This window comes from Pseudomonas peli (assembly GCF_900099645.1).
GTDB lineage: Bacteria > Pseudomonadota > Gammaproteobacteria > Pseudomonadales > Pseudomonadaceae > Aquipseudomonas > Aquipseudomonas peli.
In genome coordinates this window covers 290,268-317,262 of record NZ_FMTL01000003.1, presented here as the reverse complement: position 1 = coordinate 317,262, position 26,995 = coordinate 290,268, and the positions used below count along the sequence as shown (strand labels likewise).

Genomic DNA, 26,995 nt, shown 5'->3' with positions numbered 1-26,995 from the left:
CTGAGGGCTCGCACCCTCAGGCACCGCCACCATGCCAACCACAACTCCCGCCCAGATCCTGCAAGACGTTGCCCTCTTACAGCGCTTTCAAGAACTCGACAGCTTTCTGAGCGCGCATCAGACGCTATGGCGGCCACGGCCATTTGTGCATTACCCCGCACTCCCCTGGGAAGCCGAGCACCCGAAGCTGGCAGCCTGGCTCAGGGCACAAAGCCTGGAGCATGCCGAAGCCGCACATAACCAGCCCCACCTGCTGAAAGCACCTGCGCCCTTCCTGCAACTGGCCGCCCAGGCTTACGAACTAAGCCAGATCGGTGAACTGCCACAGTCACCCGCGACGGTATTGCCTGCGCGCTTTAGCAGCGATGTACCGGGGCGCAAATGGCAACAGATTGATGCCTTCGCCCGCAGCCTGAGTTTTAGCCATACACCGCAACACTGGCTGGACTGGTGCGCCGGCAAAGGCCACCTTGGCCGCATGCTGGCACACACGGGCGGCAGCCTGACCTGCCTGGAATACAACCCACAGCTGGTCAGCAGCGGCCAACAGCTCAGCCATAAACTCGGCATCGCCGCGCAGCATATCGAGCAGGATGTGCTGGCCGCCGACGCCGCGAAGCAACTGCAGGCGCAGCACACCCCCGTAGCGCTGCATGCCTGCGGCGAACTGCATACGCGCCTGCTGCAACTGGCCAGCCAGGCCGGCTGCAGGCACGTGGCCGTGGCGCCCTGCTGCTACAACCGCATCAGCACTGCGAGCTATCAGCCACTTTCGGCAAGCGCCCAGGCCTCATCACTGCAACTGTCTATCGACGATCTCGGCCTCCCCCTGAGCGAAACCGTCACTGCAGGCGCCCGCGTTCGTCGGCAGCGCGATCAGTCCATGGCCTGGCGCCTGGCCTTCGATCTGTTGCAGCGCCAACTTCGTGGTATCGACGAGTACTTGCCAACGCCATCCCTGCCGCCAGCCTGGCTCGACAAATCGTTTGCCAATTACTGCCAAGACCTCGCCGCACTTAAACAGCTACCCACCCCCGCGAAACAAAACTGGCAACAGCTCGAACAACAAGGCTGGCAACGCCTGGCCGAGGTGCGCAATCTGGAACTGCTGCGCGGATTATTCCGCCGCCCACTGGAACTCTGGCTACTGCTCGACCGCGCCCTCTACTTGCAGGAACACGGCTACACCGTGCGCCTTGGCACCTTTTGCAGTCGCCAACAGAGCCCGAGAAACCTGCTACTGCTGGCAGAACGCCAGCAAAACTTGCCCACAGCATCTGTGGATAACTCTGTTGACAGAATCTGAGCAAACCGCGCAAAAGCCCGCCCCAGCTGAACATTGCTAAGCTGCGCATTTTTTAATCTGAAAATATAGCTTGTAAAAACATAGACTTAGCCAATACCGCGAACCAGCGCACAAAGTCTGCGCACGTCCGTGCCAAATGCCCTGCTTATGTGCATAACGATTTAGCTACTGATAACAATGCCTGCACAGAACTACGCTCAGACGGCTTTACTCAGCCAAATGAATGGATATAATGGCGACCCTCAAAGGCCGGTATAGCTCAGCTGGTAGAGCAACTGACTTGTAATCAGTAGGTCCCGGGTTCGATTCCTGGTGCCGGCACCATATAAAGAAAGCCTCGCAGTGATGCGGGGCTTTTTTTTGCCGAAAAAATACTGCAGCTTGCTCACCTAGACGCGGCTTGCAACACTGCCCGCAATGTTAACCGGCCACCTGAGCAACGGAAGGTATAAGCCTGTGCGTATCCTGATCACCGGCGGCGCCGGCTTTATTGGCTCGGCACTGATTCGTCATCTGCTGAATCACACCGGGCATCGGGTGCTTAACCTCGACAAGCTGACCTATGCCGGCAACCTCGAGTCGTTGGCCAGTGTTGCCAATCATCCCGGCTATCGCTTCATGCAGGCCGACATTGCCGACAGTGCAGCCGTCAGCCAGGCACTGGCTGAATTTCAGCCGGACGCGATCATGCACTTGGCGGCTGAATCGCACGTCGATCGCTCCATCGACGGCCCGGCAGCGTTTATCCAAACCAATATCGTCGGCACCTATACGCTGCTCGAAGCCACGCGTAGTTATTGGATGCAGCTGGAGCCGGCACGCAAAGCCGCGTTTCGCTTTCACCATATCTCGACCGATGAAGTGTATGGCGACCTGCACGGTGTAGATGATCTTTTCACCGAGGCCACGGCCTACGCACCCAGCTCGCCCTACTCGGCGAGTAAGGCCGCGTCGGATCATCTGGTGCGCGCCTGGCAACGCACCTATGGCTTGCCAGTCCTGCTGACCAACTGCTCGAACAACTACGGCCCTTACCACTTCCCGGAAAAACTGATCCCGCTGATGATCCTCAATGCTCTGGATGGCAAGCCGCTACCGGTTTACGGCAACGGCCAGCAGGTGCGTGACTGGCTGTATGTGGAAGACCATGCCCGCGCACTGTTAACGGTGGTGAGCGAGGGCAAGGTCGGCGAGACCTACAATATCGGCGGGCATAACGAGCAGAAGAACCTGCATGTGGTGGAGAGCATTTGCGCGTTATTGGACGAGTTGTGCCCACGCCAGAACGGCTCCTATAAAGAGCAGATCAGTTTCGTCACTGACCGTCCAGGTCATGATCTGCGCTATGCCATCGATGCCAGCAAGATCGAACGCGAGCTGGGCTGGAAACCTGAGGAAACCTTCGCCAGCGGCCTGCGCAAAACCGTGCTCTGGTACCTGAATAATCTCGACTGGTGCCGCCGCGTGCAGGATGGCAGCTACCAGCGCGAACGCCTCGGCGCACTATAAGGAGCAGCACAATGAAAGGCATCATTCTCGCCGGTGGCTCCGGCAGTCGCCTGCACCCCATAACCCTAGGGGTGTCCAAACAGCTGCTGCCGATATACGACAAACCGATGATCTACTACCCGATATCCGTGCTGATGCTCGCGGGTGTGCGCGAAATTCTGATTATCTCCACCCCCCAGGACTTGCCGAATTTCCGCAAGATGCTCGGTGATGGCAGCCAGTTTGGTGTGCGTTTCGAGTACATCGAACAACCCTCACCCGACGGTCTGGCCCAGGCCTTTATTCTGGGCGAAGAATTTATCGGCAAGGATTCGGTGTGCCTGATCCTTGGCGACAACATTTTCCATGGCCAGCACTTCACCGAAAAACTTCTGCGCGCTGCCGCTGAGCCATCAGGGGCTACGGTTTTCGGCTACTGGGTCAAGGACCCGCAGCGCTTTGGCGTGATCGAGTTCGACACTCAGGGCAAGGCCATCTCCATTGAGGAAAAGCCCGTCATACCGAAGTCCAGTTACGCGGTGACTGGCCTGTATTTTTACGACAACGATGTGATTGAAATTGCCAAAGCGGTCCAACCCTCGCCGCGTGGCGAGCTGGAAATCACCGACGTCAACAATGCTTATCTGCAACGTGGCGATCTGCGGGTCGAGCGTTTCGGCCGTGGCTTCGCCTGGCTCGACACCGGCACCCACGACAGCCTGCTGGACGCTTCGCAATACGTGCAGACCATCGAACACCGTCAGGGCCTGAAAGTCGCCTGCCTGGAAGAAATCGCTTACCAGCAGGGCTGGATTGATCGTCAGCAACTACTGGCGCAGGCCACTATTTTCGGCAAGACCGGCTACGGCCAGTACCTGTTCAAACTGGCTGAGGAATGAGCATGCAGGCGATCAAGACCGAGCTGCCCGGCGTGATCATCCTCGAACCCAGGGTGTTCGGCGATCAGCGCGGGTTTTTCTTCGAGAGTTTCAACGCCCGAGACTTTGCCGATGCCACCGGCCTGCAGTGCGCGTTCGTTCAGGACAACCATTCGCGCTCAGCCAAAGGGGTGCTGCGTGGCCTGCATTATCAGGTGCAACAGACACAGGGCAAATTGGTGCGGGTCATCGCCGGCGAAGTCTATGACGTGGCAGTGGATCTACGCCGCAGCTCTCCCACCTTCGGCCGCTGGGTTGGCGTGCACCTGTCCGCCGAAAACAGTCGGCAGTTGTGGGTGCCGGAAGGGTTTGCCCATGGCTTTGTGGTGCTCAGTCAGTTCGCCGAGTTTCTCTACAAAACCACCGACTACTATGCGCCGGAACATGAGCGCTGCATCCGCTGGGATGACCCAACACTGGCCATTGACTGGCCGCTGGAAGGCTCACCGCAACTGTCAGCCAAGGATCAGGCCGGCGCCAGCTTCGTCGATGCGCAGGTCTTCCCATGAAAGTTCTCCTGCTCGGCCGGCATGGCCAGGTCAGCCAGGAACTGCAGCGCGCCCTGCACGGTGCCGCCGAGTTGACGGTACTGGGCCGCGAGCAGCTGGACCTGGCTCAGCCGGAGCGGATTCGCCAGCAGGTTCAGCACCTAAGCCCCGAGCTGATCATCAATGCCGCCGCGCACACCGCGGTCGATCAGGCCGAGAGCGAGCCGGAGCTGGCCTTCGCGATCAACGCCACGGCGCCGGGCATCCTCGCCGAGGCAGCCGCTGAACTGAGTGTTCCGCTGATCCATTACTCCACCGACTATGTATTCGATGGCAGCCTGGCCGAGCCTTACCGCGAAAACGACGCCACCAACCCGCTGAGCGTATACGGGCGTAGCAAACTGGCGGGCGAGCAGGCGATTCAGGCCGTGGGCGGTATGCACCTGATTCTGCGCACCAGCTGGGTTTACTCGCAGCACGGCAAGAACTTTCTGCTGACCATGCAACGTCTGCTGCAGGAACGCGAACGCTTATCCGTGGTGGACGACCAGATCGGCGCGCCCACTTGGGCCGGCACGATTTCGCAAGCCACGGCGCAGCTGATCACGCAGTGGCGTAGCGGCCATCCAGGCCCGTGGGGGGTCTATCACCTGACCGCACAAGGCGAAACCAGCTGGTTCGGTTTTGCCCGCGCGATTGCTACGCACCTGCACAGCCAAGGCAAAACCGTGGCGACGCTGCACCCCATACCCAGCAGCGCCTATCCAACCCCCGCACAGCGCCCACTTAATTCGCGCCTGGACTGCAACCGTTTGCAGCAGGATTGGCAGGTGCAACTGCCGACCTGGCAAGCCGCGCTGGAGCAGTGCCTAGCTCATCGCTAAGCCCTGAAGCGCTGGATCTGTTGCTGCAAACCCGTGGCCAATTGCGCCAGATCGCGGCTGGCAATCGAGCTTTGCTCGGCACCGTTGACCACATCACCGATGCTGTCATTGAGGCTGCTGATGTTCTCGCTGATCTCATTCGCCACTGCCGTTTGCTGTTCCGTGGCGGCGGAAATCTGCACATTGCCGTCAGCGATACCTTCAATGGCGAGGGCAATATGATTGAGCACCTCACCCGCCTCACGGGCACGGCTGACACTGTTTTGCGCCTGCTCGCGCGACAGCTGCATCGCACTGACCGCACTGCGTGCGCCGCCTTGCAGGGCATCGATCATGCTGCGGATCGATTCGGTGGCTTTCTGCGTATTACTCGCCAGGCTGCGCACCTCATCAGCCACCACGGCAAAGCCGCGCCCGGCTTCACCAGCGCGCGCCGCCTCAATCGCGGCATTCAGCGCCAGCAGGTTGGTTTGCTCGGCAATGCTCTGGATCACCCCAAGCACCTTGCTGATTTCATCGCTCTGGCTGTGCAGGGTGTCGATCACCTCACCGGCTTTTTCCACCGAGGTCGACAGCCCCTGAATCGATGTGAGGTTGGACTGCACCAACTCGCTGCCCTGGCGCGCTTCCTTATTCGCGTCTGCGGCATTGCTGGCAGTGGCCTGCGCATTGCGCGCGACCTCCTGCACCGCAACGCTCATCTGGTGCACGGCGGTGGCCACCATGCTGGTTTGGTCGCCTTGGGCCGTGGCGGCCTGACTGACCTGAGCACTGATCGCACTCATTTCCTCGGACGCCGCCGCCAGTTGCGTAGCGGTGTCGGTCAAATGGCGGATCAACGCCTGCTGGTGCTCCAGCATGGCATTGAAGGCCCGCGCGGTATCGGACACCTCATCACGGCCACGGGTGTCAGCACGTAGGGTCAAGTTGGACGATTCCTGCACTTCGCTGATCACGCTGCGCAAACCGGACAGCGGGCGAATGATCGACAGACTGATCATCACGGCGGCCACCAGCACCAGCACCAGCGCAACGGCACCGATCAACAGGAAGGTATTACGGATGGCCAGGTACTGTGCCGTGGTCTCGACGTTGAGCCGCTCACCCTCGCTCAGCTGCAAACTGATCAACCCTTCCAGCTCGCCCCCCAGCGGATCGAAGGTGTCATACAGGGTGCGGTTGAACGAGGCGGCTTCGGCCGCCAGTAACTGGCCATTTGCGAGTTGCCCCAGGTACAGGTCCGCCAGTTGCTGGACCTTCAACAGGAGTGGCTTGGTGCGCTCGACCCGACTACTTTCATCACGGGTCAGTCGAGTGGCGATGTACTCGGCCCAGGCTTTGTCGCCACGGCTGCGGGCATCACTGAATGCCTTGCGCAATGCGGCTTCATCGAACACCCCAGCGCGGTATTTATGCAACGCATCAACCATCGCCACCGCGTAGGCATCCGACACCACCTTGAGCTGGCTGATCGGCTGCATGCGGTCGGTAAACAACTCGTCAAAACTGTCATTCAGCTTGCTGGCATTGGACAACGCCATGCTGATCACCACAATCAGCACCAGCAGCGGCACCACCGCCAACAGCAGCAACCTCGCCCGTACCGTCAATTGAGCCAGCATCAGGGTATCTCCAGGACTAAAGCGCAGCCGTCCATGCAGGGCGCAAGCGGGCGGCACCATTACTCCAGGGCGATGCCAAACGGCTTGAGTATTGACCCATATTGGCGAGCTTGCCCACTTATTGCATAACCGCCACTCTGAACTGATCACCCTGTACGAGTAAGCGCATGCCCACCGTTCATCCTCACCCGCGTCGTCCGCGTTGGCGCAGCCTGGCAGTCCTCGCCCTGCTGTTGACGCCCCTGTTGTGGCCGCTGCAGCAGCTGGCCGAGCGTTACTACAGCGGCGTGCTGGTCGAGCAGAACCGCCAGACCCTCGACCTCTACGTGGCCAACCTGCTCGGTACGCTGCGCCGCTACGAGGTACTCCCCCCCATTCTCGGCGATCTGCCGGCCCTGCGCCTGGCCCTGCAGCAGCCGACTGAGCGCACCCTGCTGGAAAACGCCAATCGCCTGCTTGACCAGGTGCGCGGGCAGACCGGCGCCGACGTGATCTACCTGATGGACCCCAACGGCAAGACCCTGGCAGCCTCCAACTGGGAGCAGGCCGACTCCTTCGTCGATCGCAACTTCGCCTTCCGCCCGTATTTTCGCGAAGCCATCGCCGGCCGCCCCGGACGTTTCTTCGGCCTCGGCACCACCTCGGGCAAGCGCGGCTACTACTTCGCCGCCGCCGTGCGCGACGGTGAGCGCAACCTCGGCGCGCTGGTGGTCAAGGTCGACCTCGACCACACCGAAACCCTCTGGGGCAACACCCCGGAACAACTGCTGGTGACCGATGCCAATGGCGTGGTGATCCTCACGTCCAACAGCCAGTGGCGCTTTACCGCCAGTCGCCCGCTGGACGCCGCCGAACGCGCCGCAATCGCTGCCAACCTGCCCTACCCGACCCAGGCGCCACCGCCGATCAAGCTGGATGCGCAAAACTGGATTCGCCAGGACCGCGAACTCAAGGAAACCGGCTGGACCGTCAGTATTCTCGCCCCGCGCAGCCTGCTCGACCGCCCGGTACGTACAGCCTTGGTGGCCGGCGGCGGCATGCTGCTGTTGTTGATGCTGCTGCTTGGCCTGCTGATGCAGCGCCGCCGTCACTACCTGGAGCGCATCGCCCTCGACAGCCAGGCCCGTCAACAGTTGGAGCAGCGGGTGCTGGAGCGCACCCTCGATCTGGAACGCCTCAATAGCCGGCTGAAGCAGGAAGTGCTGGAGCGCGAACAAGCCCAGCAGGAGCTGGTGCAAGCGCAGGATGAACTGGTGCAGGCCAGCAAACTCTCAGCCCTAGGCACCATGAGCGCGAGCATCAGCCATGAGCTCAATCAGCCGCTGGCAGCCATCCGCAGTTACGCCGACAACGCCGGGGTGCTGCTTGACCACCAGCGCGGCGACGAAGCCCGCGCCAACCTCAAGCTGATCAGCAAACTGACCGAGCGCATGGCCTCAATCATCGCCCACCTGCGCGCATTCGCCCGCCGCGACCGCCACGCCCCGGAAAGCGTGGCCCTGCAGCCGGCCATCGACGATGCCCTGGCCCTATTGGCCAAGCGTCGCCAAGCCATGCAGGTCGAGCTAACCCGTGACCTGCCGGACGCCACCCTGTGGGTGCAGGCTGGCGAAACCCGCCTGCGCCAGGTGCTCGGCAACCTGCTGGCCAATGCCCTCGACGCGTTGAGCGAAGTGCCGCAGCCACGCCGCCTGTGGCTAAGTGCCGAACTTACCGCCGAAGGCGTCGATCTACACCTGCGGGACAATGGCCCCGGCTTTAGCCAGGAGGCGCTGCAACGCGCCCGCGAGCCATTCTTCACCACCAAAACCAGCGCTCAGGGCCTCGGCCTCGGCCTGGCTATTTGCGATACCCTGATGCGCGCCCTGGGCGGCGAACTGCTGTTCGCCAACCACCCCGATGGCGGCGCTCAACTGACCCTGCGCCTGCGCGCCGCGGATCAGGGCATCAAAACCCAGTCGCCAGAGGACTTTGTTGTATGAGCATGATTGACTCCCGCACCCAGGTGCTGCTGATCGACGACGACCCGCACCTGCGTCAGGCGCTGAGCCAGACTCTCGACCTTGCAGGGCTCAAGGTCAGCAGCCTGGCCGACGCCCATGGCGTCGCCGCGCGCATCGAGCGCGACTGGCCGGGCGTGGTAGTCAGCGATATCCGCATGCCCGGCATCGACGGCCTGCAACTGCTGCAACAACTGCAGGAACAAGACCCGGAACTGCCGGTGCTGCTGATCACGGGGCACGGCGATGTGCCGCTGGCCGTGCAGGCCATGCGCGCCGGGGCCTATGACTTCTTGGAAAAACCTTTCGCCAGCGACGACCTGCTCGACAGCGTGCGCCGCGCCCTGGCTGTGCGGCGCCTGGTACTGGATAACCGCAGCCTGCGCATGGCCCTGGCCGATCGCCACACCCTGTCGGCGCGTTTAGTGGGGCAATCCCCGGCCATGCAACGCCTGCGTGAACAGATTGGCGCCCTTGCCGGAATCAACAGCGATGTGCTGATCCTCGGGGAAACCGGCGCCGGCAAGGAAGTAGTGGCGCGCGCGCTGCACGATCTATCCAGCCGCCGCGCCGGGCCGTTCGTGGCGATCAACGCCGGCGCCCTGGCCGAATCGGTGGTGGAAAGCGAGCTGTTCGGCCACGAGCAGGGCGCCTTTACCGGCGCGCAAAAGCGCCGCATCGGCAAGTTCGAATTCGCCAATGGCGGCACGCTATTCCTCGATGAAATCGAAAGCATGAGCCTGGAAGTCCAGGTCAAGCTGTTGCGCCTGCTGCAGGAGCGCGTGGTCGAGCGCCTCGGTGGCAATCAGTTGATTCCTCTGGATATCCGGGTGATTGCCGCGACCAAGGAAGACCTGCGCCAGGCCGCCGACCAGGGACGTTTCCGCGCCGACCTGTATTACCGCCTGAATGTCGCGCCACTGCGTATCCCGGCCCTGCGCGAGCGCGGTGAAGATGCGCTGCTGCTGTTCCAGCACTTTGCCGAAGCCGCCAGTAGCCGCCACGGCCTGGCTGAACGCAGCCTGCAGCCGAGTCAGCGCGCGGCGCTGCTGCGCCATCCGTGGCCAGGCAACGTGCGTGAGCTGCAGAACGCGGCAGAACGCTTCGCGCTCGGTTTGGAGCTGGATCTCGACCTGCAGGCCCAGGCGGCTGCACCGATGTTCGATGAAGAGAGCAACAGCGGCGGCTTAAATGCCCAAGTAGAAGCCTTTGAACGCAGCCTGATCAGCGCCGAACTGAGCCGCTCGCACAGCTCGCTGCGCAGCCTCGCCGAAGCACTGGGCGTGCCGCGTAAAACCCTGCACGACAAGCTGCGCAAACATGGCCTGAGTTTCGCCGACGCTGGCGGAAGCTCGCCAGACAGCCTCGACTAGCTGGCGGATTTCCGCCAAAAGCTGCGTATAACGCCTACGCCGCCTCGCTGAAAATCTCCGGCAATAACCCGTCAAGCCTTGCCGCTGCTGCGTTTCATCACGCCCGCAGCGGCCATTTCAGCGCCTGGCATGGCGGTTGCTCTAGCCTCCTGCAGGCGACTCACCCAAGTACACCTCTAGGCAATCTGCCAGACGCCCGTCATTTTTTGATAGGCCGCCTAGACTTGAGCCTGTTCGCCCGACTTGTAGCGCTACGGCGCATCACGCTATACAAAAACAAGAGGAAAGACTCCATGTTCAAACTGACTGCCAAGGCGCTCGCGTGCGCCCTGTCGCTGAGCATCGCCGGCCTGGCTCAAGCGGCCGATCCGATCGTGATCAAGTTCTCCCACGTGGTCGCCGACCACACCCCTAAAGGCCAGGGTGCCGCGCTGTTCAAGAAGCTCGCCGAAGAGCGTCTGGGCGACAAGGTCAAGGTCGAGGTTTACCCGAACTCCTCGCTGTTCGGTGACGGCAAGGAAATGGAAGCGCTGTTGCTCGGTGACGTGCAGCTGATCGCCCCATCGTTGGCCAAGTTCGAGCATTACACCAAGCAAATCCAGATTTTCGACCTACCGTTCCTGTTCAACGACATGGCCGCCGTTGACCGCTTCCAGCTCAGCCCGGAAGGTCAGGCGCTGCTGAAATCCATGGAAGAGAAAAACATCACCGGTCTGGCCTACTGGCACAACGGCCTCAAGCAGCTGTCCGCCAACAAGGCGCTGCGTGAGCCGAAAGACGCCCGCGGCCTGAAATTCCGCGTACAGGCTTCTGCCGTACTGGAAGAGCAGTTCAAGGCTGTGCGCGCCAACCCACGCAAAATGAGCTTCGCCGAGGTTTACCAAGGCCTGCAGACTGGCGTGGTCAACGGTGCCGAGAACCCCTACTCGAACATCTACAGCCAGAAAATGCATGAAGTGCAGAAATTCATCACCGAATCCAACCACGGTGTTCTGGACTACATGCTGATCACCAACACCAAGTTCTGGAACGGCCTGCCTGCCGATGTTCGCAGCGAGCTGGACAAGATCATCGTGGAAGTGACCGCCGAAGTGAACAAGCAGGCTGACGCCCTCAACGAAGGCGACAAGCAGCGCATCCTCGAAGCCAAAACCACCGAGATCATTACCCTGACCCCAGAGCAGCGTAATGAATGGCGCGATGCCATGAAGCCGGTGTGGAGCAAGTTCGAAGCGGAAATCGGTGCCGACCTGATCAAGGCTGCCGACGCAGCCAACCAGTAAGGCGGAACAGGCTACGGCCTGCACCCAACCACAGCGCAGCCTTGCTGCTGCGCGATTGGCCGAATACCCAGGCACCCCTTGCCGGCTGCCTGGGTACGCTGCCCCTCACCACTGGAGACTCTATTGATGAACGCCTTGCGGCGCGTCTGGGACCACTTCGAGGAAGGCTTTATCGCGTTCCTGCTGGCCGCCATGACGCTGGTGACCTTCGTCTACGTGATCCTCAACAACCTCTACACGCTGTTCTACAACCTGGCGGATCGCTGGGAAGGCAGCAGCGAGTTTTTCTTCGCCATTGGCGACAGCATTCTCGGCATGGCCCAGTCGATGACCTGGAGCATTGCCCTGACCAAGGCGCTGTTCGCCTGGTTGATCTTCTTTGGCCTGGCCTACGGTGTGCGCACCGCCGGTCATATCGGCGTGGATGCGCTGGTGAAACTGGCCAGCAAACCGGTGCAGCGGGTTATCGGCCTGATCGCATGCACGGCCTGCCTGGGTTATGCCGGGCTGATCGCCGTGGCCAGCTTCGATTGGGTGAAAACCCTGTTCACCGCCGGCATCGGCGCCGAGGACCTCGGTCACTACGGCATCATGCAATGGCACATTACTGCCATCGTGCCGTTCGGCTACGCCATGGTGTTTATCCGCTTCTTTGAAATCTTCGTGCGCATCCTGCGCAACCAGCAGACCGGCCTCGGCCTGGCCGATGAAGCCGCCGACGCGCTGAAGATCAATGAGCATGAGGAGCACAAGCAATGACCATTCTGTTCCTCTTTGTCCTGCTGTTTCTGCTGATGTTTATCGGCGTGCCGATTGCCGCTTCGCTGGGCCTGGCCGGCTCGGTGACCATCATGCTGTTCAGCCCAGACTCGGTACGTTCACTGGCGATCAAGCTGTTCGAAACCTCTGAGCACTACACCCTGCTGGCGATTCCGTTCTTCCTGCTGTCCGGTGCGTTTATGACCACTGGCGGTGTGGCCAAGCGCCTGATCGATTTCGCCAACGCCTGCGTCGGCCATATCCGTGGCGGCCTCGCTATCTCGGCGGTCTTGGCGTGCATGCTGTTCGCGGCGCTGTCCGGCTCCTCCCCAGCCACCGTGGCTGCAGTGGGTTCGATTGCCATCGCTGGCATGGTGCGCTCGGGTTACCCGCAGGCGTTCGGCGCCGGTATCGTGTGTAACGCCGGTACCCTGGGCATCCTGATTCCGCCGTCGATCGTCATGGTGGTGTACGCCGCCGCGACCGAGCAATCGGTGGGCAAGCTGTTTATGGCCGGTGTTGTACCGGGCCTGCTGTTGGGCGTAATCCTGATGGTGGCGATCTATATCGTCGCGCGGAAGATGAATCTGCCCGCCATGCCACGTGCCACTTTCCATGAATTCATCACCGCTGCACGCAAGGCCATCTGGGGCCTGCTGCTGATGGTGATCATCCTCGGCGGCATCTACACCGGCATGTTCACCCCGACAGAAGCAGCCGCAGTGGCGGCAGTCTACGCCGGCTTCGTCGCGCTGTTCGTGTACAAGGACATGACCATCCGCGAGTGCCCGAAGGTGCTGCTGGAGTCCGGCAAGCTGACCATCATGCTGATGTTCATCATCGCCAACGCCATGCTCTTCGCCCACGTGCTGACCACTGAGCAGATCCCGCAGACCATTACCGCCTGGGTAGTGGACATGGGCCTGCAGCCGTGGCAGTTCCTGCTGGTGGTGAACATCGTGCTGCTGGTAGCAGGCGCCTTTATGGAGCCGTCGGCGATCATCCTGATCCTCGCGCCAATCCTTTTCCCGATTGCCGTGCAACTGGGCATCGACCCGATCCACCTGGGCATCATCATGGTGGTGAACATGGAAATCGGATTGATCACACCGCCAGTGGGGCTAAATCTGTTCGTCACCTCGGCAGTGACCGGTATGCCGCTGACAGCCGTGGTCAAAGCCGCCTGGCCATGGCTGATGCTGCTGCTCAGCTTCCTGATTGTGATCACCTACGTGCCTTCAATCTCTCTGGCACTGCCGAACTGGCTGGGCATGACCTGACAGCGACTCCGTGTGTACTTCCCTACACACTTTTAGCCCGGCCTCAGTGCCGGGCTTTTTTTGCTCGCGTTTTTTGTCAGGCGAATTGGCGCCATGCGCCATGGCCAGGTTCACGCCGTGCGGCGTAACCCAGCCTCGGCGGAACACACATCACTGGGCTAGAGAGTTAAACCCTTGCCAACTCTGGCAGGTCACCAGACAAACCCAGGGCCTGGCGCACGAACAGCGCCTTGGCTTCCGGCAGGTCGTCGACCCAGTTGAGGCCGCTGTTGCGCAGCCAGCGCACGGGCAGCGGATCAGCCTGGAACAGCCGCTCGAAGCCTTCCATCGCCGCCATCATCGCCAAGTTGTGCGGCATGCGCCGACGCTCGTAGCGGCTCAGCACCTTTACATCACTCAGACGCTCGCCACGTTGCATGGCGTGCAGCAACACCTCAGCCAATACCGCGACATCAAGAAAGCCCAGGTTGACGCCCTGCCCGGCCAACGGGTGGATGCTGTGCGCGGCATCGCCAATCAGTGCCAGGCCATCCTCGACATAACGCTTGGCGTGCCGCTGACGCAAAGGAATACACAGGCGCGGGTCAGCTTGCAGCACTTCACCTAGACGATGCTCGAAGGCAAAACCGAGGGCGCGGCGGAAACACGCATCATCCAGGGCCATCAACCGCTCAGCTTCTGCCGGGGTCACCGACCAGACAATCGAGCACCAATGTTCGCCTGCTGGGCCAGCCAGCGGCAGAAAAGCCAGCGGACCGTCATCAGTAAAGCGCTGCCAGGCAGTGGCCTGGTGCGGCTTGGCGCAGCGCACGCTGGTGACAATGGCGTGGTGCAAGTAATCCCATTCACGGGTGGCGCAACCTGCCAGGCGGCGTACCGCTGAGTTGGCCCCATCCGCCGCGATAACCAGCGGCGCACGCAGCTCACGCCCATCATTGAGGCTCAATAACCAGCCCTCGCCCGAGCGACGCAGCTGCTCCAGACGCGCGCCGGGGAGCAAGCCAATCGAGCTGTCATGCAGGCGCTCAAGCAGCGCGTCCTGCACCACACGGTTCTCGACAATATGGCCGAGCGATTCGGCATGCACGCTGGCCGCGCTGAAGTGAATCTGCCCGGTACCGGAACCATCCCACACCTGCATCTCGCCATAGGGGCAGACACGCCGCGCGGCGATGCCTTCCCACACGCCCAGGCGTTCAAGAATGCGTTGGCTGGCAACCGACAGCGCGCTAACTCGGGGCTCGAAGGCGGCCTGTGGATCAAAGGGTTTGACGCTCAGCGGGCTGCCATCGACCAGCAGGATTTCCAGGCCCTGATCCTGCAGGGCCAGCGCCAGGGCGCTGCCCACCATGCCTGCGCCTACGATGATCAGATCCGCTTGCATCACATATTCCTTGTTCAGGCTGCCTGACGAGCGCGCGGTTTTAGTCGCACGTAGAGAGTTTTATGCACCCGCGCCACCAAGGTACCGCTGCCATCGCGCACTTCTACATGCAGCTCGGGGTGGTACTTGTCACCGTCTGCGGTGTGCTGGCGAATATCGTCAAGCAGTCCTTGGTCGATGCTGAAGTCGGCGTACACCGGGCCTTTGCCGGGGGCGATAAAGTCGATGCGCGCGGCCTTGTCCCAGACAATAAAATCGCGCCCGAGGTTTTCCATGATCATCAGCATGAAGAACGGGTCGGTCATCGAATACAGACTGCCGCCGAACTGGGTGCCAACATAGTTGCGGTTATACCAGCCCAGGCCCATCTTCACCTGCACCTGACGGAAGTCCGCGCTGATCTGTCGCACCCGCACGCCAGCTCCCAGGTAGGGCGGATACAGGTTCATCGCCCAACGCAGCAGCCGCGCCTTGCGCGCCAATTTATTTGCCGACATGAATCAATGCTCCGAGCGGGTGCCGAGGCCCATGGCCTGGCGGGCAAACCAGCGTTTCGCCGGAGGAAGAAGATCGAGGCCAAGCAAACCAAGGTTACGCCCGGCGGCCAACAGCGGCTGGCCGGTGCTGAACAGGCGGGTGACCTGATCAGAGAAGCCGACAGTCAATTGCTGATCCATCTGCTGGCTATTAAGGTAGCCCTGTAGCGTGGCCAGATCGCCCAACGGCGCATCACTGGCCAACAACGTTTCCGCCAGCACCTGGGTGTCGCGCAGCGAGAGGTTGTAGCCCTGCCCAGCAATCGGGTGCAGGCTATGCGCGGCATTGCCGAGCACCACCAGATGCTGGCGCACCTGTTCTTTGGCAGCCGTCAGCGCCAGCGGGTAGAGGTGCCGCGCGCCGATCTGGCGCAGACTGCCCAAACGATAGCCGAAAGCGTGCTGCAACTCGGCGAGAAACGCTGCATCGCCCAGTTCTGAAAGCCTTTCGGCTTCCAGGGTGGCACGGGTCCAGACCAGCGCGCAGCGGTTATCCGCCAGCGGCAACAGGGCCATTGGCCCTTCTTCGGTAAAGCGCTCAAAGGCCAGGCCGTTGTGCGCCTCCTGCGGGCTGACGTTAGCGATCAGCGCGCTCTGCCCATATGGCGTAGTACTGACGGCGATCCCCAGCTGCTCACGCAAACCGGAGCGACCGCCCTCGGCGAGAATCGCCAGGTTGCATTCAAGCTCGCTGCCATCATCCAGGGTCAGGCGGTAGCCATCGGCCAAAGCTTGCATGCGGGTGACCTGCGCCGGGCTGCGCCAGCTCACCACCTGCTGATCCAGGGCCTGCCAAAGGCATTCGCCGAGCCAGGCGTTTTCCACCACATAGCCGAGCGCCGGCACGCCTTCTTCTTCGGCACTTAGGCGCGCAGCGGCGAAACGGCCACGGTCGGAGACATGAATTTGCTTGATCGGCTCGGCACGCTGACTGATCTGCTGCCACAGGCCGAGGCGCTGATAAATCTGCTGCGAGCCAAACGACAACGCAGTGGAGCGCGCATCGTAGCTAGGCTGATAGCCAGTGCCCGGAGTGAACGGCTCGATCAGGCAAATGCGCCAGCCGCGCTGCTTGGCTTCGGCCTGCAGGGCCACGGCCAGGCTAGCGCCGACCAGGCCACCGCCGATAATCGCAATGTCGACGCGTGACATGTTCTAGGCCGCCACGCTGCGTGCGGCGGCCATCAGCGCTTCGATCTCGGCGACGGTTTTCGGCACGCCACTGGTGAGGATTTCGCAACCGGTCTTGGTCACCACCACGTCGTCTTCAATACGCACGCCGATGCCGCGCCATTTCTTCGCCACGTCCTGATTGTCCACGGCGATATAGATGCCTGGCTCGACGGTCATGGCCATGCCGACTTCCAGCTCGCGCCATTCGCCGCCGACCTTGTACTCGCCCACATCATGCACATCCATCCCCAGCCAGTGGCCGGCGCGGTGCATATAGAAGGGCTTGTAAGCCTCAGTGGCGATCAGCTCAGCGACATCGCCCTGCAGCAAGCCGAGTTCCACCAGACCGGCGGTAATCACCTGCACCGTGGCTTCATGAGCCTGGTTCCAGTGCTTGCCGGGGCCGATTTCCTTGAACGCGGCTTCCTGGGAGGCCAGCACCAACTCGTAGATGGCTTTCTGTTCAGGGGAAAACGTGCCGCTGACAGGGAAGGTGCGGGTGATGTCACTGGCGTAGCAGTCGATCTCGCAACCGGCGTCGATCAGCACCAGGTCACCGTCTTTCAGCGGCGCGTCATTCTCACGATAATGCAGGATGCAGGCGTTCTTGCCGGCCGCAACGATGGAGCCATAAGCTGGCATCTTCGCTCCGCCCTTGCGGAACTCGTAATCCAGCTCGGCTTCCAGGTGGTACTCGAACAAGCCGGCACGGCTGGCCTGCATGGCGCGCACATGAGCGCGGGCGCTGATTTCCGCCGCCTCTTTCATCACTTTGACCTCGGCAGCCGACTTGTACAGGCGCAGGTCATGCAGCAAGTGTTCGAGGGTGATGAATTCATTGGGCGGCGTCGCACCCTGCCGCGCTTTGGAGCGGATCACGTTGATCCACTCCATCAGCTGACGGTCGAACTCATGGTTAGTACCCATGGAGGAGTAGACCCGATCACGACCCTCAATCAGCCCCGGCAGGATGTCGTCGATGTCACCAATCGGGAACGCGTCATCCGCGCCGTACTGGCTGATTGCGCCATCCTGGCCAGCACGCAGGCCGTCCCACAGTTCGCGTAGCGGGTCACGCTCGCGACAGAACAGCACATACTCGCCATGTTCGCGCCCGGGAATCAGCGCGATTACCGCTTCCGGCTCGGGAAAGCCGGAGAGGTACTGAAAGTCGCTGTCCTGGCGGTAGATATGCTCAACATCGCGGTTGCGGATATACACCGGCGCCGCCGGCAGAATCGCGATGCTGTTGGGTTCCATCTGCGCCATCAGCGCCTTGCGCCGACGGGCGTATTCCGACTTAGGGATGCTGATCATGGGCAGATTGAGTCCACTTCTATTGCATGAAAATCAATGCAGCGACGGCTTCGCCGCGGCAACCACTGGCTTGGCGCACTCGCTGAACAGCAGCAGCGGCGCAACGCGCAGATACTCCATCACTTCCATGTAATCGTTTTCGCCATCATCGGACTCGTCCAGGGCGTTCTGCACCTGGGAAATGGCCGAGAGGTCCTGCAGCACTTCCATGGCTTCGGCGCTCAGGGCGCTGTCACGGGCAGTCAGACCGAAGCCGCCGAGGAAGCCCTGGCACCATTGTCCCAGAGCCACGGCACGCTCGCTAAGCGGCGCATCGTCGCTGGGCAACAACAGCATCACGGTAACGTCGTTGCTGGTCAGTTCGTTCTTGACCATTTCCTGCAGGCCAATCAGCGCCTGGCGTACGGTGTCTTCTGGCGCCGCGCCGAGCAGCTCGGCGGCATCCACCAGCCAGGAGTCGATTTCAAAGCCCGCACCAGCACAGCTGCGACCGAGCAGCAGACCATGCAACTCGGCTGGGGAAATGGTGTAACCGCTGCTGGCAAGCAGGGCGGCAAACGCGGAGTACGGAGAATTTGAAGTTGGCATAGATAACTAGGCGCAAAGCTGCGCGATCACTAGAATGGAGGCCTTGTATCCTAGCACCGGCAGGCGTGCCAAGACTATGCAAGCGGCTCGACGGAGCCCGCTCAGCCAGCGCAAAAATTGCCGCGCCGTGATCCATGGGTGAATTGCATCAATCTCTGGCGCACTGAACTGCCCCACACTGGCAAACAACTGTGCCGCGCACCGTTCGGCACTGTCGAAGACGCCGCAAAGACGCTATTTTTCACCTGCCAGCCCACTCACCTAGTAAGAGTAGAGAACCATGGAAGACGTCGACCTGCAGGCTCTTACGACCAAGCTGGACTTGCTGATCCAGCGTGTCGAACAGCTCAAGGCGCAAAACCGACAGCTTCTGACGAGCGAAAAGGCCTGGCGCGAAGAACGCGCCCATTTAATTGAAAAGAACGAAATGGCCCGGCACAAGGTCGAATCCATGATTTCGCGCCTCAAAGCCCTGGAGCAGGATTAATGACCCAGTCGAACACCTTGACCGTCCAGATTCTGGACAAAGAATATTGCATCGCCTGCCCAAGCGATGAACGCAGCAACCTGGAAAGCGCCGCGCGCTACCTGGATGGCAAGATGCGGGAGATCCGCTCGAGCGGCAAAGTCATCGGTGCTGACCGCGTTGCGGTCATGGCTGCCCTGAACATCACCCACGATCTGCTACACAAACAGCAACACCTTGATCAGCAGGCCGGGGCCAACCGCGATCAGGTGCGTAGCCTGCTCAATCGGGTCGACAGCGCTCTGGCTCGGGATGCCGATGAGCAAGGCAGCTGATTGCGCGCCGACGCTTTCGGGTATACTGCCCGCAGCTCCCTGGAGTGTGCGCCAGTTGGTGATGTCCCTGAGCCGATTCGCACAACCCCGGAGGTTGCACGTTGAGACCGGTGTGCATGTCCGCTTGACGGAAAGCCTTAACGTCTCCTGCAACCTCCACCTTGAACTTTCGGGTTCAAGGGCTAAGCCGACAGCGGCACGTCGGGGAGTCACTTCTTCCAGCCCATTGCCCTCCTGCGGCAATCGCTACAGCAACACCCCATGCTCGACACTTCCACACTAAGCCGTGCGCAATTGCGCCGCCACTTGCGTGGGCAACGTCGGTCGCTCAGCCGCCATGCTCAGCACCAAGCCGCCCAAGGCCTGTATAAACAGCTGGCGCAGCACCCGCTGTTTCGCCGCGCACGACATATTGCCTTATACCTACCGAATGACGGCGAGATCGACCCGCGCCCCCTGTTGCGAGCCGCACAGCAACGAGGCAAAGCCACCTATTTACCAGTGCTCAGCCCTTGGCCGCGCAGCAAGATGGTGTTCCAACGCATCCGCGCCAAGCAGCGCCTGCAAAAGAATCGCTTTGGCATTGATGAACCCCGGCGCAATCGCAAACAGCAACGCAAGGTCTGGGCGCTGGATTTGGTGTTGCTGCCATTGGTCGGCTTCGACCGACACGGCGCGCGCCTGGGTATGGGCGGTGGATTCTATGACCGAAGCCTGGCGTATCGCGCATTGCGCAAAAATTGGCACAAACCGACATTACTGGGCTTGGCGCATGAATGTCAGCAGGTGGATCGACTGGCCATGGCCAGCTGGGATGTGCCGTTGCAAGGCACCGTCACGAATAAGGCGTGGTATTGATGGGATAAGGCCGTACCGCGTTCCCTGCGGTACATGAGCACCTCAGCCAGCCACTTTAGACTGCACGACCGGCGCAGGCTGGCGCTCCCACAGGCTCTGGGTGTAACCGGTAGTGACCACACCCAGGCTGAACAGTATTACCAAAATCAACAACACATCGGGTTTACGTTTCATCGAATGCCTCCCCCTTAAAGGCATAACGCACGCTGTATACGCGGCGATTATTTTTATAGGTCCAACAGCGTCTGCCATCCACATTCGCCGGGTGCAAAACTGCAACACGCCGAATACCACCCGGCAAACAGCACCTGACCGCTAACGGACCGAACCACAGGAGCAAAGTTCATGCCTTATTGGCTAATGAAGTCAGAACCCGACGAACTCTCGATCCACGACCTGCAGCGCCTGAAGCAGGCACGCTGGGATGGCGTGCGCAATTACCAGGCGCGCAACTTTCTGCGCGGCATGCAGCCGGGTGATCTGTTCTTCTTTTATCACTCCAGCTGCCCGGAGCCGGGCATTGCCGGCATCGCTCGCATCGCTTCGGCGCACTACCCGGACCCGACTGCACTCGAGCCCCAGAGCCATTACTACGATGCCAAGGCCAGTGCCGCCAAGAACCCCTGGAGCGCAGTCGATGTGGTGTTTGTCGAGACGTTCAAGCGGGTGATCCCGCTGGCGCAGCTGAAAGCGCAGAGTGCACTGCTGGCGTTGCCGCTGGTGCAGAAGGGCAGCCGCCTTTCTGTGATGCCCGTCAGTGACGAGGAATGGGCAGCGGTGCTGGCGCTGCGCTGAAAAGGCGCTGCACCAGCCGAGCATGGGCTTATTGAATAATCAGGTTGTTGAATAGCAAGTCTTCCACCAACGGCTTGCCTTCTTCCTGTGTCAGCACTTCCTGCACCTGCTTAAGCGCCTCGGCACGCAAGGTCTCACGTGCGCCTGGGGCCGACATGGCCGCTTCTGTTTGCTGGGAGAACAACATGACCAGTTGATTACGGATCAGCGGGTCGTGGTGTTTAACCTTGGCCTCAATATCCGCCCCCGTCACGCGCAGGGAAATATCGGCCTTGAAGAACTTGAGCTTCGGCCCTTCACCAAAATTCCCCACCAACGCCGGGAACAGCGACACGTAAGCCACCACCGGAGCAGCAGCCTCACCCTCCTTGGCTTCTTTCTCCTCATTGGCCTGAGCCAGCAATGGCAGGAACAGCGCTAGCAGCAATGCGATCCAGACTTTCACAGGCAGTATTCCTCAACAGTTCAGCCCTTAGCATAGCCACAGTCAGGCGGCAGCCCAAGCCCTAAGCTTATGCATTGCTATCAGGCGCAGGCATGCTTGTTGACCGGATATCGCCCGCACCTACACTGCATGGCCATCAACCGCAGAGGAAAAGCCCGATGAAAGCCGTGCTGTGCAAAGCCTTCGGCCCCGCCGAAACCCTAGTACTGGAAGAAATCGCCAGCCCCGAAGCGAAGAAGAATGAAGTGCTGCTGCAAGTGCATGCGGCAGGGGTCAACTTCCCCGACACCCTGATCATCGAAGGCAAGTACCAGTTCAAGCCGCCCTTCCCGTTCTCTCCGGGTGGCGAGGCCGCTGGCGTAGTCACGGCCGTTGGTGAAAAAGTCAACCACCTGAAAGTCGGCGACCGGGTGATGGCACTCACAGGCTGGGGCAGCTTTGCCGAAGAGGTCGCGGTGCCTGGCTACAACGTCATGCCGATTCCGCCGAGCATGGATTTCGCCAGCGCGGCCGCCTTCGGCATGACCTACGGCACCTCGATGCACGCCCTCAAGCAGCGCGCCAACCTGCAACCAGGTGAAACCCTGCTGGTACTCGGCGCATCCGGTGGCGTTGGCCTGGCGGCCGTGGAAATCGGCAAGGCCATGGGTGCCAAGGTAATTGCCGCTGCCAGCAGCGCGGAAAAACTCGAAGTAGCCAAGGCCGCGGGCGCCGATGAGCTGATCAACTACAGCGAAAGCAACCTTAAGGATGAAGTAAAGCGCCTGACGGGCGGCCAGGGCGCAGACGTGATCTATGACCCGGTGGGTGGCGATCTATTCGATGCCGCCATCCGCTCCATCGCTTGGAACGGTCGCCTGTTGGTCGTGGGTTTTGCCAGCGGGCGCATCCCCGAATTGCCGGTTAACCTGACCCTGCTCAAGGGCGCGGCCGTGGTCGGCGTGTTCTGGGGCTCGTTTGCCCAGCGTCAGCCGCAGGACAATGCGGCCAACTTCCAGCAGCTGTTTGCCTGGCACGCCGAAGGCAAACTCAAGCCGCTGGTATCGCAGACCTTCCCACTGGAGCAAGCGGCGGAGGCGATCAACACCCTCGGCCAGCGCAAGGCTGTTGGTAAAGTCGTCGTCAGCGTACGCTAAACCTCACGCGTAGCAAAAGGCCGCCCATCAGGCGGCCTTTTTTATGCGCAGGCTTCAGCCGCGCGGCGCATAGGCGAATACATCCGCGCGCATCTGATGGGCATCCATACCGGCCTCCACCAGCGCATCCAGGGTGGCGTATACCATCGCCGGAGAACCGCTGGCGTAGACATGCAACGCCTTAAGACTGGGGAAATCTTCACGTACTGCTTCGTGCAGCAGGCCGCAACGACCCTGCCAGCCGCACTGGTCGCTGACCACCTGATGCAGAAATAGATTCGGCACCTGCTGCCACTGCGCCCAGTGCTCCAGTTCGTAGAAGTCGTCCGGACGGCGCGCCCCCCAGTACAAGTGCACCGGGTGAGCAAAGCCAGTGGCGCAGCAGTGCTCGATCAAGCTGTGCATCTGCGACATGCCAGTACCGGCGGCAATCAGCACCAGCGGCCCATCCGGTAACTCGGCCAGGTGGGTGTCGCCGAACGGCAGCTTCACCCGTACCAGGCCGCTATGGCGCAGCTGGGCGATCAGCGCAACCGTGGCCTCATCGCGAGCCAGCACATGCAATTCCAGCTCACGCCCACGTTGCGGCGCCGAAGCCAGGGAGAAGGCTGCGTAATCGTCACCATCACGCTGCAGCAGCAGGTATTGTCCTGCGTGGTAGCGCGGCACCTTGCCGGCAGGCGCCTGCAGGCGCAGACGAAAGACATCACCGCCCACGTCATCACACGCGACCACCTGGCAGGCCAGCTCACGCACCTGCAGCTCGCCAGGGGCCAGCACACCATCCCAGTGCAGCACACAGTCTTCCAGCGGTTCGGCCAGGCAGGTGAACAGCTCACCTTGACTCAGCTCAACCCCGCCCTGCTGCACACGGCCTTCAACCAGCAGCGCCGCGCAGATATGGCAATTACCATTGCGGCAGCTCTGCGGGCAGTCATACCCAAGCCGCCGTGCCGCATAGAGGATGCGTTCGTGGGGCTGCACGTCAAGTACCGCGCCTGAAGGGTTCAGGGTGACTTTCATCAATCAATTCCCAACTCAGACCACAGCGCGTCGACACGCTGCTTGATCGCATCATCCTGAACGATAGCCCGGCCCCACTCGCGCGTCGTCTCGCCCGGCCACTTGTGGGTGGCGTCCAGGCCCATCTTGCTGCCCAGGCCGGATACCGGCGAGGCGAAGTCGAGGTAGTCGATCGGCGTATTATCGATCATCACCGTGTCGCGCTTGGGGTCCATGCGCGTGGTGATGGCCCAGATCACGTCGTTCCAGTCACGGGCGTTGATGTCGTCGTCGGTGACGATGACGAACTTGGTGTACATGAACTGTCGCAGGAACGACCACACACCGAGCATTACGCGCTTGGCGTGGCCGGGGTACTGCTTCTTGATGGTCACCACCGCCATGCGATACGAGCAGCCTTCCGGCGGCAGGTAGAAGTCGATGATCTCGGGAAACTGCTTCTGCAGGATCGGCACGAACACTTCGTTCAGCGCCACGCCGAGAATCGCCGGCTCATCCGGCGGACGACCGGTGTAGGTGCTGTGGTAGATCGGTTTTTGCCGGCGGGTGATGCGCTCGACGGTAAACACCGGGAAGGTGTCGACTTCGTTGTAATAGCCGGTGTGATCACCATAAGGGCCTTCCGGCGCGGTTTCGCCCGGATGAATCACCCCCTCGAGAACGATTTCAGCGCTAGCCGGCACCTGCAAATCGCTGCCGCGCGCCTTGATCAGCTCGGTGCGGTGGCCTCGCAACAAACCGGCAAACGCGTATTCAGACAGCGTATCGGGAACAGGTGTCACCGCGCCCAGGATGGTGGCCGGATCAGCACCCAGCGCCACACACACAGGATAAGGACGACCCGGGTACTTCAGGCACCACTCGCGAAAGTCCAGCGCGCCGCCGCGGTGGCTGAGCCAGCGCATGATCAGCTTGTTGCGACCAATCACCTGCTGGCGATAAATACCGAGGTTTTGCCGCTCTTTGTTCGGCCCTTTGGTGATGGTCAGGCCCCAGGTAATCAACGGGCCGACATCACCTGGCCAGCATGTCTGCACGGGCAGCTTGCTGAGGTCGACGTCGTCGCCCTCCTCGATCACTTCCTGGCACGGCGCATCCTTCAGCACCTTAGGCGCCATGCTCAGCACCTTCTTGTAGATCGGCAGCTTGTTCCAGGCATCCTTGAGGCCTTTCGGCGGCTCGGGTTCCTTGAGAAAAGCCAACAACTTGCCGATTTCACGCAGCTCGCTGACTTCCTCGGCCCCCATACCCAAGGCCACGCGCTTGGGCGTGCCGAACAGGTTGCCGAGTACCGGCACATCAAACCCTGTGGGGTTTTCGAACAGCAACGCCGGCCCGCCTTTACGCAGGGTACGGTCACAGATTTCGGTCATTTCCAGCACAGGGGAAACCGGCGTTTGGATGCGCTTAAGCTCACCACGCGCTTCCAGGCCGCGAATAAAGTCGCGCAGATCACGATACTGCATGCAAATGCCTCGTTTCGGGCCGAGCAATAGGGGGACAAAGTTTAGCGCCGAACTGGGTCTTTCAGAAGGGAAAGCCAGCTTCCAGACACACAAAAGCCGGGCTTACCCGGCTTTTGTTATAAAGCGAAGAACGCCTTACTTACGCTTCATCGACTGGAAGAACTCTTCGTTCGTCTTGGTCGCTTTCAGCTTGTCGGTGAGGAACTCGATGGCGGCAATCTCATCCATCGGGTGCAGCAGCTTGCGCAGAATCCACATACGCTGCAGTTCGTCATCGGCGGTCAACAGTTCTTCGCGACGGGTGCCGGCGCGGTTGATGTTGATCGCAGGGAATACACGCTTCTCAGCGATACGACGGTCCAGTGGCAGTTCCATGTTGCCGGTGCCTTTGAACTCTTCGTAGATCACTTCATCCATCTTCGAGCCGGTTTCCACCAACGCGGTGGCGATGATGGTCAGCGAACCGCCTTCCTCGATGTTACGCGCGGCGCCGAAGAAGCGTTTCGGCTTCTCCAGGGCGTGGGCGTCGACACCACCGGTGAGTACCTTGCCGGAGCTTGGGATCACGGTGTTGTAGGCACGCGCCAAACGGGTGATGGAGTCGAGCAGAATGACCACATCCTTCTTGTGCTCGACCAGGCGCTTGGCCTTCTCGATCACCATTTCGGCAACCTGCACGTGGCGGGTTGGCGGCTCATCGAAGGTTGAGGCAACCACTTCGCCGCGCACGGTGCGCTGCATCTCGGTCACTTCTTCCGGGCGCTCGTCGATCAGCAGAACGATCAAGTGGCACTCGGGATTGTTGCGCGCGATGTTCGCAGCGATGTTCTGCAGCATGATGGTCTTACCGGCTTTCGGCGGTGCGACGATCAGGCCGCGCTGGCCTTTACCGATTGGAGCGCAGAGGTCGATCACCCGGCCGGTGATGTCCTCGGTGGAGCCGTTACCGGCTTCCATGACCAGACGCTTGGTGGGGAACAGCGGCGTCAGGTTTTCGAACAGGATCTTGTTCTTGGCGTTTTCCGGGCGGTCGTAGTTGATCGTGTCAACCTTGAGCAGCGCGAAGTAACGCTCGCCTTCTTTCGGCGGGCGAATCTTGCCGACGATGGTATCGCCAGTACGCAAGTTGAAGCGGCGGATCTGGCTCGGCGAGACGTAGATGTCATCGGGGCCAGCGAGGTAAGAGGCATCCGCAGAGCGGAGAAAGCCGAAACCGTCCTGGAGAATCTCCAGCACGCCATCACCGGAGATTTCCTCACCGCTTTTAGCGTGTTTTTTCAACAGGGAGAAAATCACGTCCTGCTTGCGCGAACGGGCCATGTTTTCCAGGCCTTGTTGTTCAGCGAGTTCCAGCAGTTCGGTAATCGGCTTTTGCTTGAGTTCGGTCAGATTCATAGGAATGACGTAATCATGAAGGAGGGGAATAAGCTATTTAGCTTGGGAGGCCGCGCCGCTGAGAAGGCGACTTGATCGCCTGCTTGTATATCGAAAGATTCGAATAGGAATGCGTCGGCGACGGCTTGCAGGGGGCTACATAGGAAATGCAGCGAGGCCGAATGTAACACCGGTTTTATTCATACGTCTAGCGCCCAGACAGAAAAAAGCCCCGCAATGTGCAGGGCTTTCAGGGCTTGTTGCCGTCTCAGCGCAACTTAGATGTTGCTATCGAGGAAGGCTGCCAGTTGCGACTTGGACAGTGCGCCAACTTTGGTGGCTTCAACATTGCCGTTCTTGAACAGCATCAGCGTCGGGATGCCACGCACACCGAACTTCGGCGGGGTGTCCTGGTTTTCATCGATGTTCAGCTTGCAGACTTTCAGTTTGCCCTGATAGGTCTGGGCGATCTCATCGAGCACCGGTGCGATCATTTTGCACGGGCCGCACCACTCAGCCCAGTAGTCGACCAGCACCGGACCCTCGGCCTGGAGAACATCCTGGTCGAAACTGGCATCGCTGACATTGGTGATGAATTCGCTCATGGAAAGTCTCCGAGTTCGTAAGCAAAAGATGGGCGACATCATAGCCCGGCTTTTCCCACACAGGAAGGCGGTG

Annotated in this window: 27 protein-coding genes, 1 tRNA gene and 1 other RNA gene; 17 read left to right on the top strand and 12 right to left on the bottom strand. The window is 60.9% G+C overall.

Going from position 1 to position 26,995, the window contains the following annotated elements:
- Positions 1-31: 31 nt before the first annotated feature.
- The 6 genes from BLO50_RS16050 (at position 32) to rfbD (ending at position 5,104) form a co-directional block, all read left to right on the top strand.
- Entirely contained in the window at positions 32-1,306 is a 1,275-nt protein-coding gene (locus tag BLO50_RS16050; RefSeq protein ID WP_090254727.1) for a methyltransferase, read from the top strand.
- Positions 1,307-1,554: 248 nt separating this feature from the next.
- A tRNA-Thr gene (locus tag BLO50_RS16045) sits at positions 1,555-1,630 on the top strand.
- A 132-nt stretch (positions 1,631-1,762) separates the two neighbouring features.
- Entirely contained in the window at positions 1,763-2,815 is a 1,053-nt protein-coding gene (gene rfbB / locus BLO50_RS16040; RefSeq protein WP_090254725.1) for a dTDP-glucose 4,6-dehydratase, read from the top strand.
- 11 nt (positions 2,816-2,826) lie between these two features.
- Complete coding sequence (rfbA, locus tag BLO50_RS16035; RefSeq protein ID WP_090254723.1) at positions 2,827-3,693, top strand: glucose-1-phosphate thymidylyltransferase RfbA; 867 nt, start codon at positions 2,827-2,829, stop codon at positions 3,691-3,693.
- Positions 3,694-3,695: 2 nt separating this feature from the next.
- Positions 3,696-4,241, top strand: a complete 546-nt coding sequence (gene rfbC, locus BLO50_RS16030) for a dTDP-4-dehydrorhamnose 3,5-epimerase (RefSeq protein ID WP_090254721.1) — start codon at positions 3,696-3,698, stop codon at positions 4,239-4,241.
- Positions 4,238-5,104 (top strand): dTDP-4-dehydrorhamnose reductase, encoded by an 867-nt coding sequence (gene rfbD, locus BLO50_RS16025; RefSeq protein WP_090254719.1) that lies wholly within the window; start codon positions 4,238-4,240, stop codon positions 5,102-5,104. Before rfbC ends, rfbD begins: the two co-directional genes overlap by 4 nt.
- Here rfbD and BLO50_RS16020 read toward each other — a convergent pair.
- Positions 5,101-6,726 (bottom strand): methyl-accepting chemotaxis protein, encoded by a 1,626-nt coding sequence (locus BLO50_RS16020; protein WP_090254717.1) that lies wholly within the window; start codon positions 6,724-6,726, stop codon positions 5,101-5,103. The genes rfbD and BLO50_RS16020 overlap by 4 nt on opposite strands.
- Before the next feature lie 167 nt (positions 6,727-6,893).
- Between BLO50_RS16020 and BLO50_RS16015 the strand changes: the two genes are divergently transcribed.
- From BLO50_RS16015 to dctM, 5 genes are all read left to right on the top strand, one after another.
- Positions 6,894-8,708 (top strand): sensor histidine kinase, encoded by a 1,815-nt coding sequence (locus BLO50_RS16015; RefSeq protein WP_090254715.1) that lies wholly within the window; start codon positions 6,894-6,896, stop codon positions 8,706-8,708.
- Entirely contained in the window at positions 8,705-10,099 is a 1,395-nt protein-coding gene (locus BLO50_RS16010; RefSeq protein ID WP_090254713.1) for a sigma-54-dependent transcriptional regulator, read from the top strand. Before BLO50_RS16015 ends, BLO50_RS16010 begins: the two co-directional genes overlap by 4 nt.
- 293 nt (positions 10,100-10,392) lie before the next feature.
- The gene (dctP, locus tag BLO50_RS16005) at positions 10,393-11,382 is read left to right on the top strand and encodes a C4-dicarboxylate TRAP substrate-binding protein DctP (RefSeq protein ID WP_090254711.1); all 990 of its coding nucleotides are present in this window, start codon (positions 10,393-10,395) and stop codon (positions 11,380-11,382) included.
- 126 nt (positions 11,383-11,508) lie between these two features.
- Positions 11,509-12,141 carry a TRAP transporter small permease gene (locus BLO50_RS16000; protein WP_090254709.1) on the top strand — a complete coding sequence of 211 codons (633 nt, stop codon included), beginning with the start codon at positions 11,509-11,511 and terminating at the stop codon, positions 12,139-12,141.
- Entirely contained in the window at positions 12,138-13,421 is a 1,284-nt protein-coding gene (gene dctM, locus BLO50_RS15995; RefSeq protein WP_090254707.1) for a C4-dicarboxylate TRAP transporter large permease protein DctM, read from the top strand. Before BLO50_RS16000 ends, dctM begins: the two co-directional genes overlap by 4 nt.
- A 166-nt stretch (positions 13,422-13,587) precedes the next feature.
- Here dctM and BLO50_RS15990 read toward each other — a convergent pair whose 3' ends face one another.
- The 5 genes from BLO50_RS15990 to BLO50_RS15970 are packed head-to-tail and all read right to left on the bottom strand — an operon-like array spanning position 13,588 to position 18,419.
- Complete coding sequence (locus tag BLO50_RS15990; protein WP_090254705.1) at positions 13,588-14,805, bottom strand: 2-octaprenyl-3-methyl-6-methoxy-1,4-benzoquinol hydroxylase; 1,218 nt, start codon at positions 14,803-14,805, stop codon at positions 13,588-13,590.
- A gap of 14 nt (positions 14,806-14,819) precedes the next feature.
- Entirely contained in the window at positions 14,820-15,302 is a 483-nt protein-coding gene (locus tag BLO50_RS15985; RefSeq protein WP_090254703.1) for a DUF4442 domain-containing protein, read from the bottom strand.
- A 3-nt stretch (positions 15,303-15,305) separates the two neighbouring features.
- Positions 15,306-16,493 (bottom strand): 2-octaprenyl-6-methoxyphenyl hydroxylase, encoded by a 1,188-nt coding sequence (ubiH, locus tag BLO50_RS15980; protein WP_090254701.1) that lies wholly within the window; start codon positions 16,491-16,493, stop codon positions 15,306-15,308.
- Positions 16,494-16,496: 3 nt separating this feature from the next.
- Complete coding sequence (pepP, locus tag BLO50_RS15975) at positions 16,497-17,831, bottom strand: Xaa-Pro aminopeptidase (RefSeq protein ID WP_090254699.1); 1,335 nt, start codon at positions 17,829-17,831, stop codon at positions 16,497-16,499.
- A gap of 33 nt (positions 17,832-17,864) precedes the next feature.
- Entirely contained in the window at positions 17,865-18,419 is a 555-nt protein-coding gene (locus BLO50_RS15970; protein ID WP_090254696.1) for a YecA/YgfB family protein, read from the bottom strand.
- Between the two features lie 280 nt (positions 18,420-18,699).
- Here BLO50_RS15970 and BLO50_RS15965 point away from each other — a divergent pair, with 280 nt between their 5' ends.
- The 4 genes from BLO50_RS15965 (at position 18,700) to BLO50_RS15950 (ending at position 20,078) form a co-directional block, all read left to right on the top strand.
- Positions 18,700-18,906 (top strand): TIGR02449 family protein, encoded by a 207-nt coding sequence (locus BLO50_RS15965; RefSeq protein ID WP_090254694.1) that lies wholly within the window; start codon positions 18,700-18,702, stop codon positions 18,904-18,906.
- Complete coding sequence (locus BLO50_RS15960; RefSeq protein ID WP_090254691.1) at positions 18,906-19,220, top strand: cell division protein ZapA; 315 nt, start codon at positions 18,906-18,908, stop codon at positions 19,218-19,220. Before BLO50_RS15965 ends, BLO50_RS15960 begins: the two co-directional genes overlap by 1 nt.
- Positions 19,221-19,253: 33 nt before the next feature.
- Positions 19,254-19,432: non-coding RNA, 6S RNA (gene ssrS, locus BLO50_RS15955), on the top strand.
- Between the two features lie 49 nt (positions 19,433-19,481).
- Entirely contained in the window at positions 19,482-20,078 is a 597-nt protein-coding gene (locus BLO50_RS15950) for a 5-formyltetrahydrofolate cyclo-ligase (RefSeq protein WP_090254689.1), read from the top strand.
- A gap of 42 nt (positions 20,079-20,120) precedes the next feature.
- Here the strand turns inward: BLO50_RS15950 and BLO50_RS22170 are convergent, their stop codons facing one another.
- Positions 20,121-20,252: a hypothetical protein gene (locus tag BLO50_RS22170; protein WP_256665625.1), complete on the bottom strand. Its 132-nt coding sequence runs from the start codon at positions 20,250-20,252 to the stop codon at positions 20,121-20,123.
- Between the two features lie 171 nt (positions 20,253-20,423).
- On the opposite strand from BLO50_RS22170, the gene BLO50_RS15945 reads away from it, so the two are divergent.
- Complete coding sequence (locus BLO50_RS15945; RefSeq protein WP_090254687.1) at positions 20,424-20,873, top strand: EVE domain-containing protein; 450 nt, start codon at positions 20,424-20,426, stop codon at positions 20,871-20,873.
- 28 nt (positions 20,874-20,901) lie between these two features.
- Here the strand turns inward: BLO50_RS15945 and BLO50_RS15940 are convergent, their stop codons facing one another.
- On the bottom strand, positions 20,902-21,318 hold the full coding sequence (locus BLO50_RS15940) for a flagellar basal body-associated protein FliL (RefSeq protein WP_090254685.1): 417 nt from the start codon (positions 21,316-21,318) through the stop codon (positions 20,902-20,904).
- A 158-nt stretch (positions 21,319-21,476) separates the two neighbouring features.
- Between BLO50_RS15940 and BLO50_RS15935 the strand changes: the two genes are divergently transcribed.
- Positions 21,477-22,454, top strand: coding sequence for an NADPH:quinone oxidoreductase family protein (locus tag BLO50_RS15935; protein ID WP_090254683.1), 978 nt, complete (start codon positions 21,477-21,479; stop codon positions 22,452-22,454).
- Between the two features lie 54 nt (positions 22,455-22,508).
- On the opposite strand, the gene BLO50_RS15930 is transcribed toward BLO50_RS15935, so the two are convergent.
- The 4 genes from BLO50_RS15930 to trxA all read right to left on the bottom strand — a co-directional run bounded on the left by BLO50_RS15930 (position 22,509) and on the right by trxA (position 26,922).
- Positions 22,509-23,477 carry a CDP-6-deoxy-delta-3,4-glucoseen reductase gene (locus BLO50_RS15930; protein WP_090254682.1) on the bottom strand — a complete coding sequence of 323 codons (969 nt, stop codon included), beginning with the start codon at positions 23,475-23,477 and terminating at the stop codon, positions 22,509-22,511.
- Positions 23,477-24,943, bottom strand: coding sequence for a 4-hydroxy-3-polyprenylbenzoate decarboxylase (gene ubiD / locus BLO50_RS15925; RefSeq protein ID WP_090254680.1), 1,467 nt, complete (start codon positions 24,941-24,943; stop codon positions 23,477-23,479). The genes BLO50_RS15930 and ubiD overlap by 1 nt, the downstream gene beginning before the upstream one ends.
- A gap of 135 nt (positions 24,944-25,078) precedes the next feature.
- A complete protein-coding gene (gene rho, locus BLO50_RS15920) occupies positions 25,079-26,338 on the bottom strand; it encodes a transcription termination factor Rho (RefSeq protein ID WP_090254678.1) in 1,260 nt (419 codons plus the stop codon).
- A gap of 257 nt (positions 26,339-26,595) precedes the next feature.
- Positions 26,596-26,922 (bottom strand): thioredoxin TrxA, encoded by a 327-nt coding sequence (gene trxA, locus BLO50_RS15915; protein ID WP_090241426.1) that lies wholly within the window; start codon positions 26,920-26,922, stop codon positions 26,596-26,598.
- Between the last annotated feature and the right edge of the window lie 73 nt (positions 26,923-26,995).

Bases quoted from the DNA above. Each gene is read 5' to 3' on its own strand.
- dctM (WP_090254707.1), top strand. From the start codon at position 12,138: ATGACCATTCTGTTCCTCTTTGTCCTGCTGTTTCTGCTGATGTTTATC.
- ubiD (WP_090254680.1), bottom strand. From the start codon at position 24,943: ATGCAGTATCGTGATCTGCGCGACTTTATTCGCGGCCTGGAAGCGCGT.
- rfbD (WP_090254719.1), top strand. From the start codon at position 4,238: ATGAAAGTTCTCCTGCTCGGCCGGCATGGCCAGGTCAGCCAGGAACTG.
- BLO50_RS15950 (WP_090254689.1), top strand. From the start codon at position 19,482: ATGCTCGACACTTCCACACTAAGCCGTGCGCAATTGCGCCGCCACTTG.
- BLO50_RS16010 (WP_090254713.1), top strand. From the start codon at position 8,705: ATGAGCATGATTGACTCCCGCACCCAGGTGCTGCTGATCGACGACGAC.
- BLO50_RS15970 (WP_090254696.1), bottom strand. From the start codon at position 18,419: ATGCCAACTTCAAATTCTCCGTACTCCGCGTTTGCCGCCCTGCTTGCC.
- trxA (WP_090241426.1), bottom strand. From the start codon at position 26,922: ATGAGCGAATTCATCACCAATGTCAGCGATGCCAGTTTCGACCAGGAT.
- BLO50_RS16015 (WP_090254715.1), top strand. From the start codon at position 6,894: ATGCCCACCGTTCATCCTCACCCGCGTCGTCCGCGTTGGCGCAGCCTG.
- BLO50_RS15945 (WP_090254687.1), top strand. From the start codon at position 20,424: ATGCCTTATTGGCTAATGAAGTCAGAACCCGACGAACTCTCGATCCAC.
- rfbA (WP_090254723.1), top strand. From the start codon at position 2,827: ATGAAAGGCATCATTCTCGCCGGTGGCTCCGGCAGTCGCCTGCACCCC.
- BLO50_RS16050 (WP_090254727.1), top strand. From the start codon at position 32: ATGCCAACCACAACTCCCGCCCAGATCCTGCAAGACGTTGCCCTCTTA.
- rfbC (WP_090254721.1), top strand. From the start codon at position 3,696: ATGCAGGCGATCAAGACCGAGCTGCCCGGCGTGATCATCCTCGAACCC.
- BLO50_RS15985 (WP_090254703.1), bottom strand. From the start codon at position 15,302: ATGTCGGCAAATAAATTGGCGCGCAAGGCGCGGCTGCTGCGTTGGGCG.
- BLO50_RS22170 (WP_256665625.1), bottom strand. From the start codon at position 20,252: ATGAAACGTAAACCCGATGTGTTGTTGATTTTGGTAATACTGTTCAGC.
- BLO50_RS15935 (WP_090254683.1), top strand. From the start codon at position 21,477: ATGAAAGCCGTGCTGTGCAAAGCCTTCGGCCCCGCCGAAACCCTAGTA.
- BLO50_RS16020 (WP_090254717.1), bottom strand. From the start codon at position 6,726: ATGCTGGCTCAATTGACGGTACGGGCGAGGTTGCTGCTGTTGGCGGTG.
- BLO50_RS15960 (WP_090254691.1), top strand. From the start codon at position 18,906: ATGACCCAGTCGAACACCTTGACCGTCCAGATTCTGGACAAAGAATAT.
- dctP (WP_090254711.1), top strand. From the start codon at position 10,393: ATGTTCAAACTGACTGCCAAGGCGCTCGCGTGCGCCCTGTCGCTGAGC.
- pepP (WP_090254699.1), bottom strand. From the start codon at position 17,831: ATGATCAGCATCCCTAAGTCGGAATACGCCCGTCGGCGCAAGGCGCTG.
- rho (WP_090254678.1), bottom strand. From the start codon at position 26,338: ATGAATCTGACCGAACTCAAGCAAAAGCCGATTACCGAACTGCTGGAA.
- BLO50_RS15990 (WP_090254705.1), bottom strand. From the start codon at position 14,805: ATGCAAGCGGATCTGATCATCGTAGGCGCAGGCATGGTGGGCAGCGCC.
- BLO50_RS15965 (WP_090254694.1), top strand. From the start codon at position 18,700: ATGGAAGACGTCGACCTGCAGGCTCTTACGACCAAGCTGGACTTGCTG.
- BLO50_RS15930 (WP_090254682.1), bottom strand. From the start codon at position 23,477: ATGAAAGTCACCCTGAACCCTTCAGGCGCGGTACTTGACGTGCAGCCC.
- BLO50_RS16000 (WP_090254709.1), top strand. From the start codon at position 11,509: ATGAACGCCTTGCGGCGCGTCTGGGACCACTTCGAGGAAGGCTTTATC.
- ubiH (WP_090254701.1), bottom strand. From the start codon at position 16,493: ATGTCACGCGTCGACATTGCGATTATCGGCGGTGGCCTGGTCGGCGCT.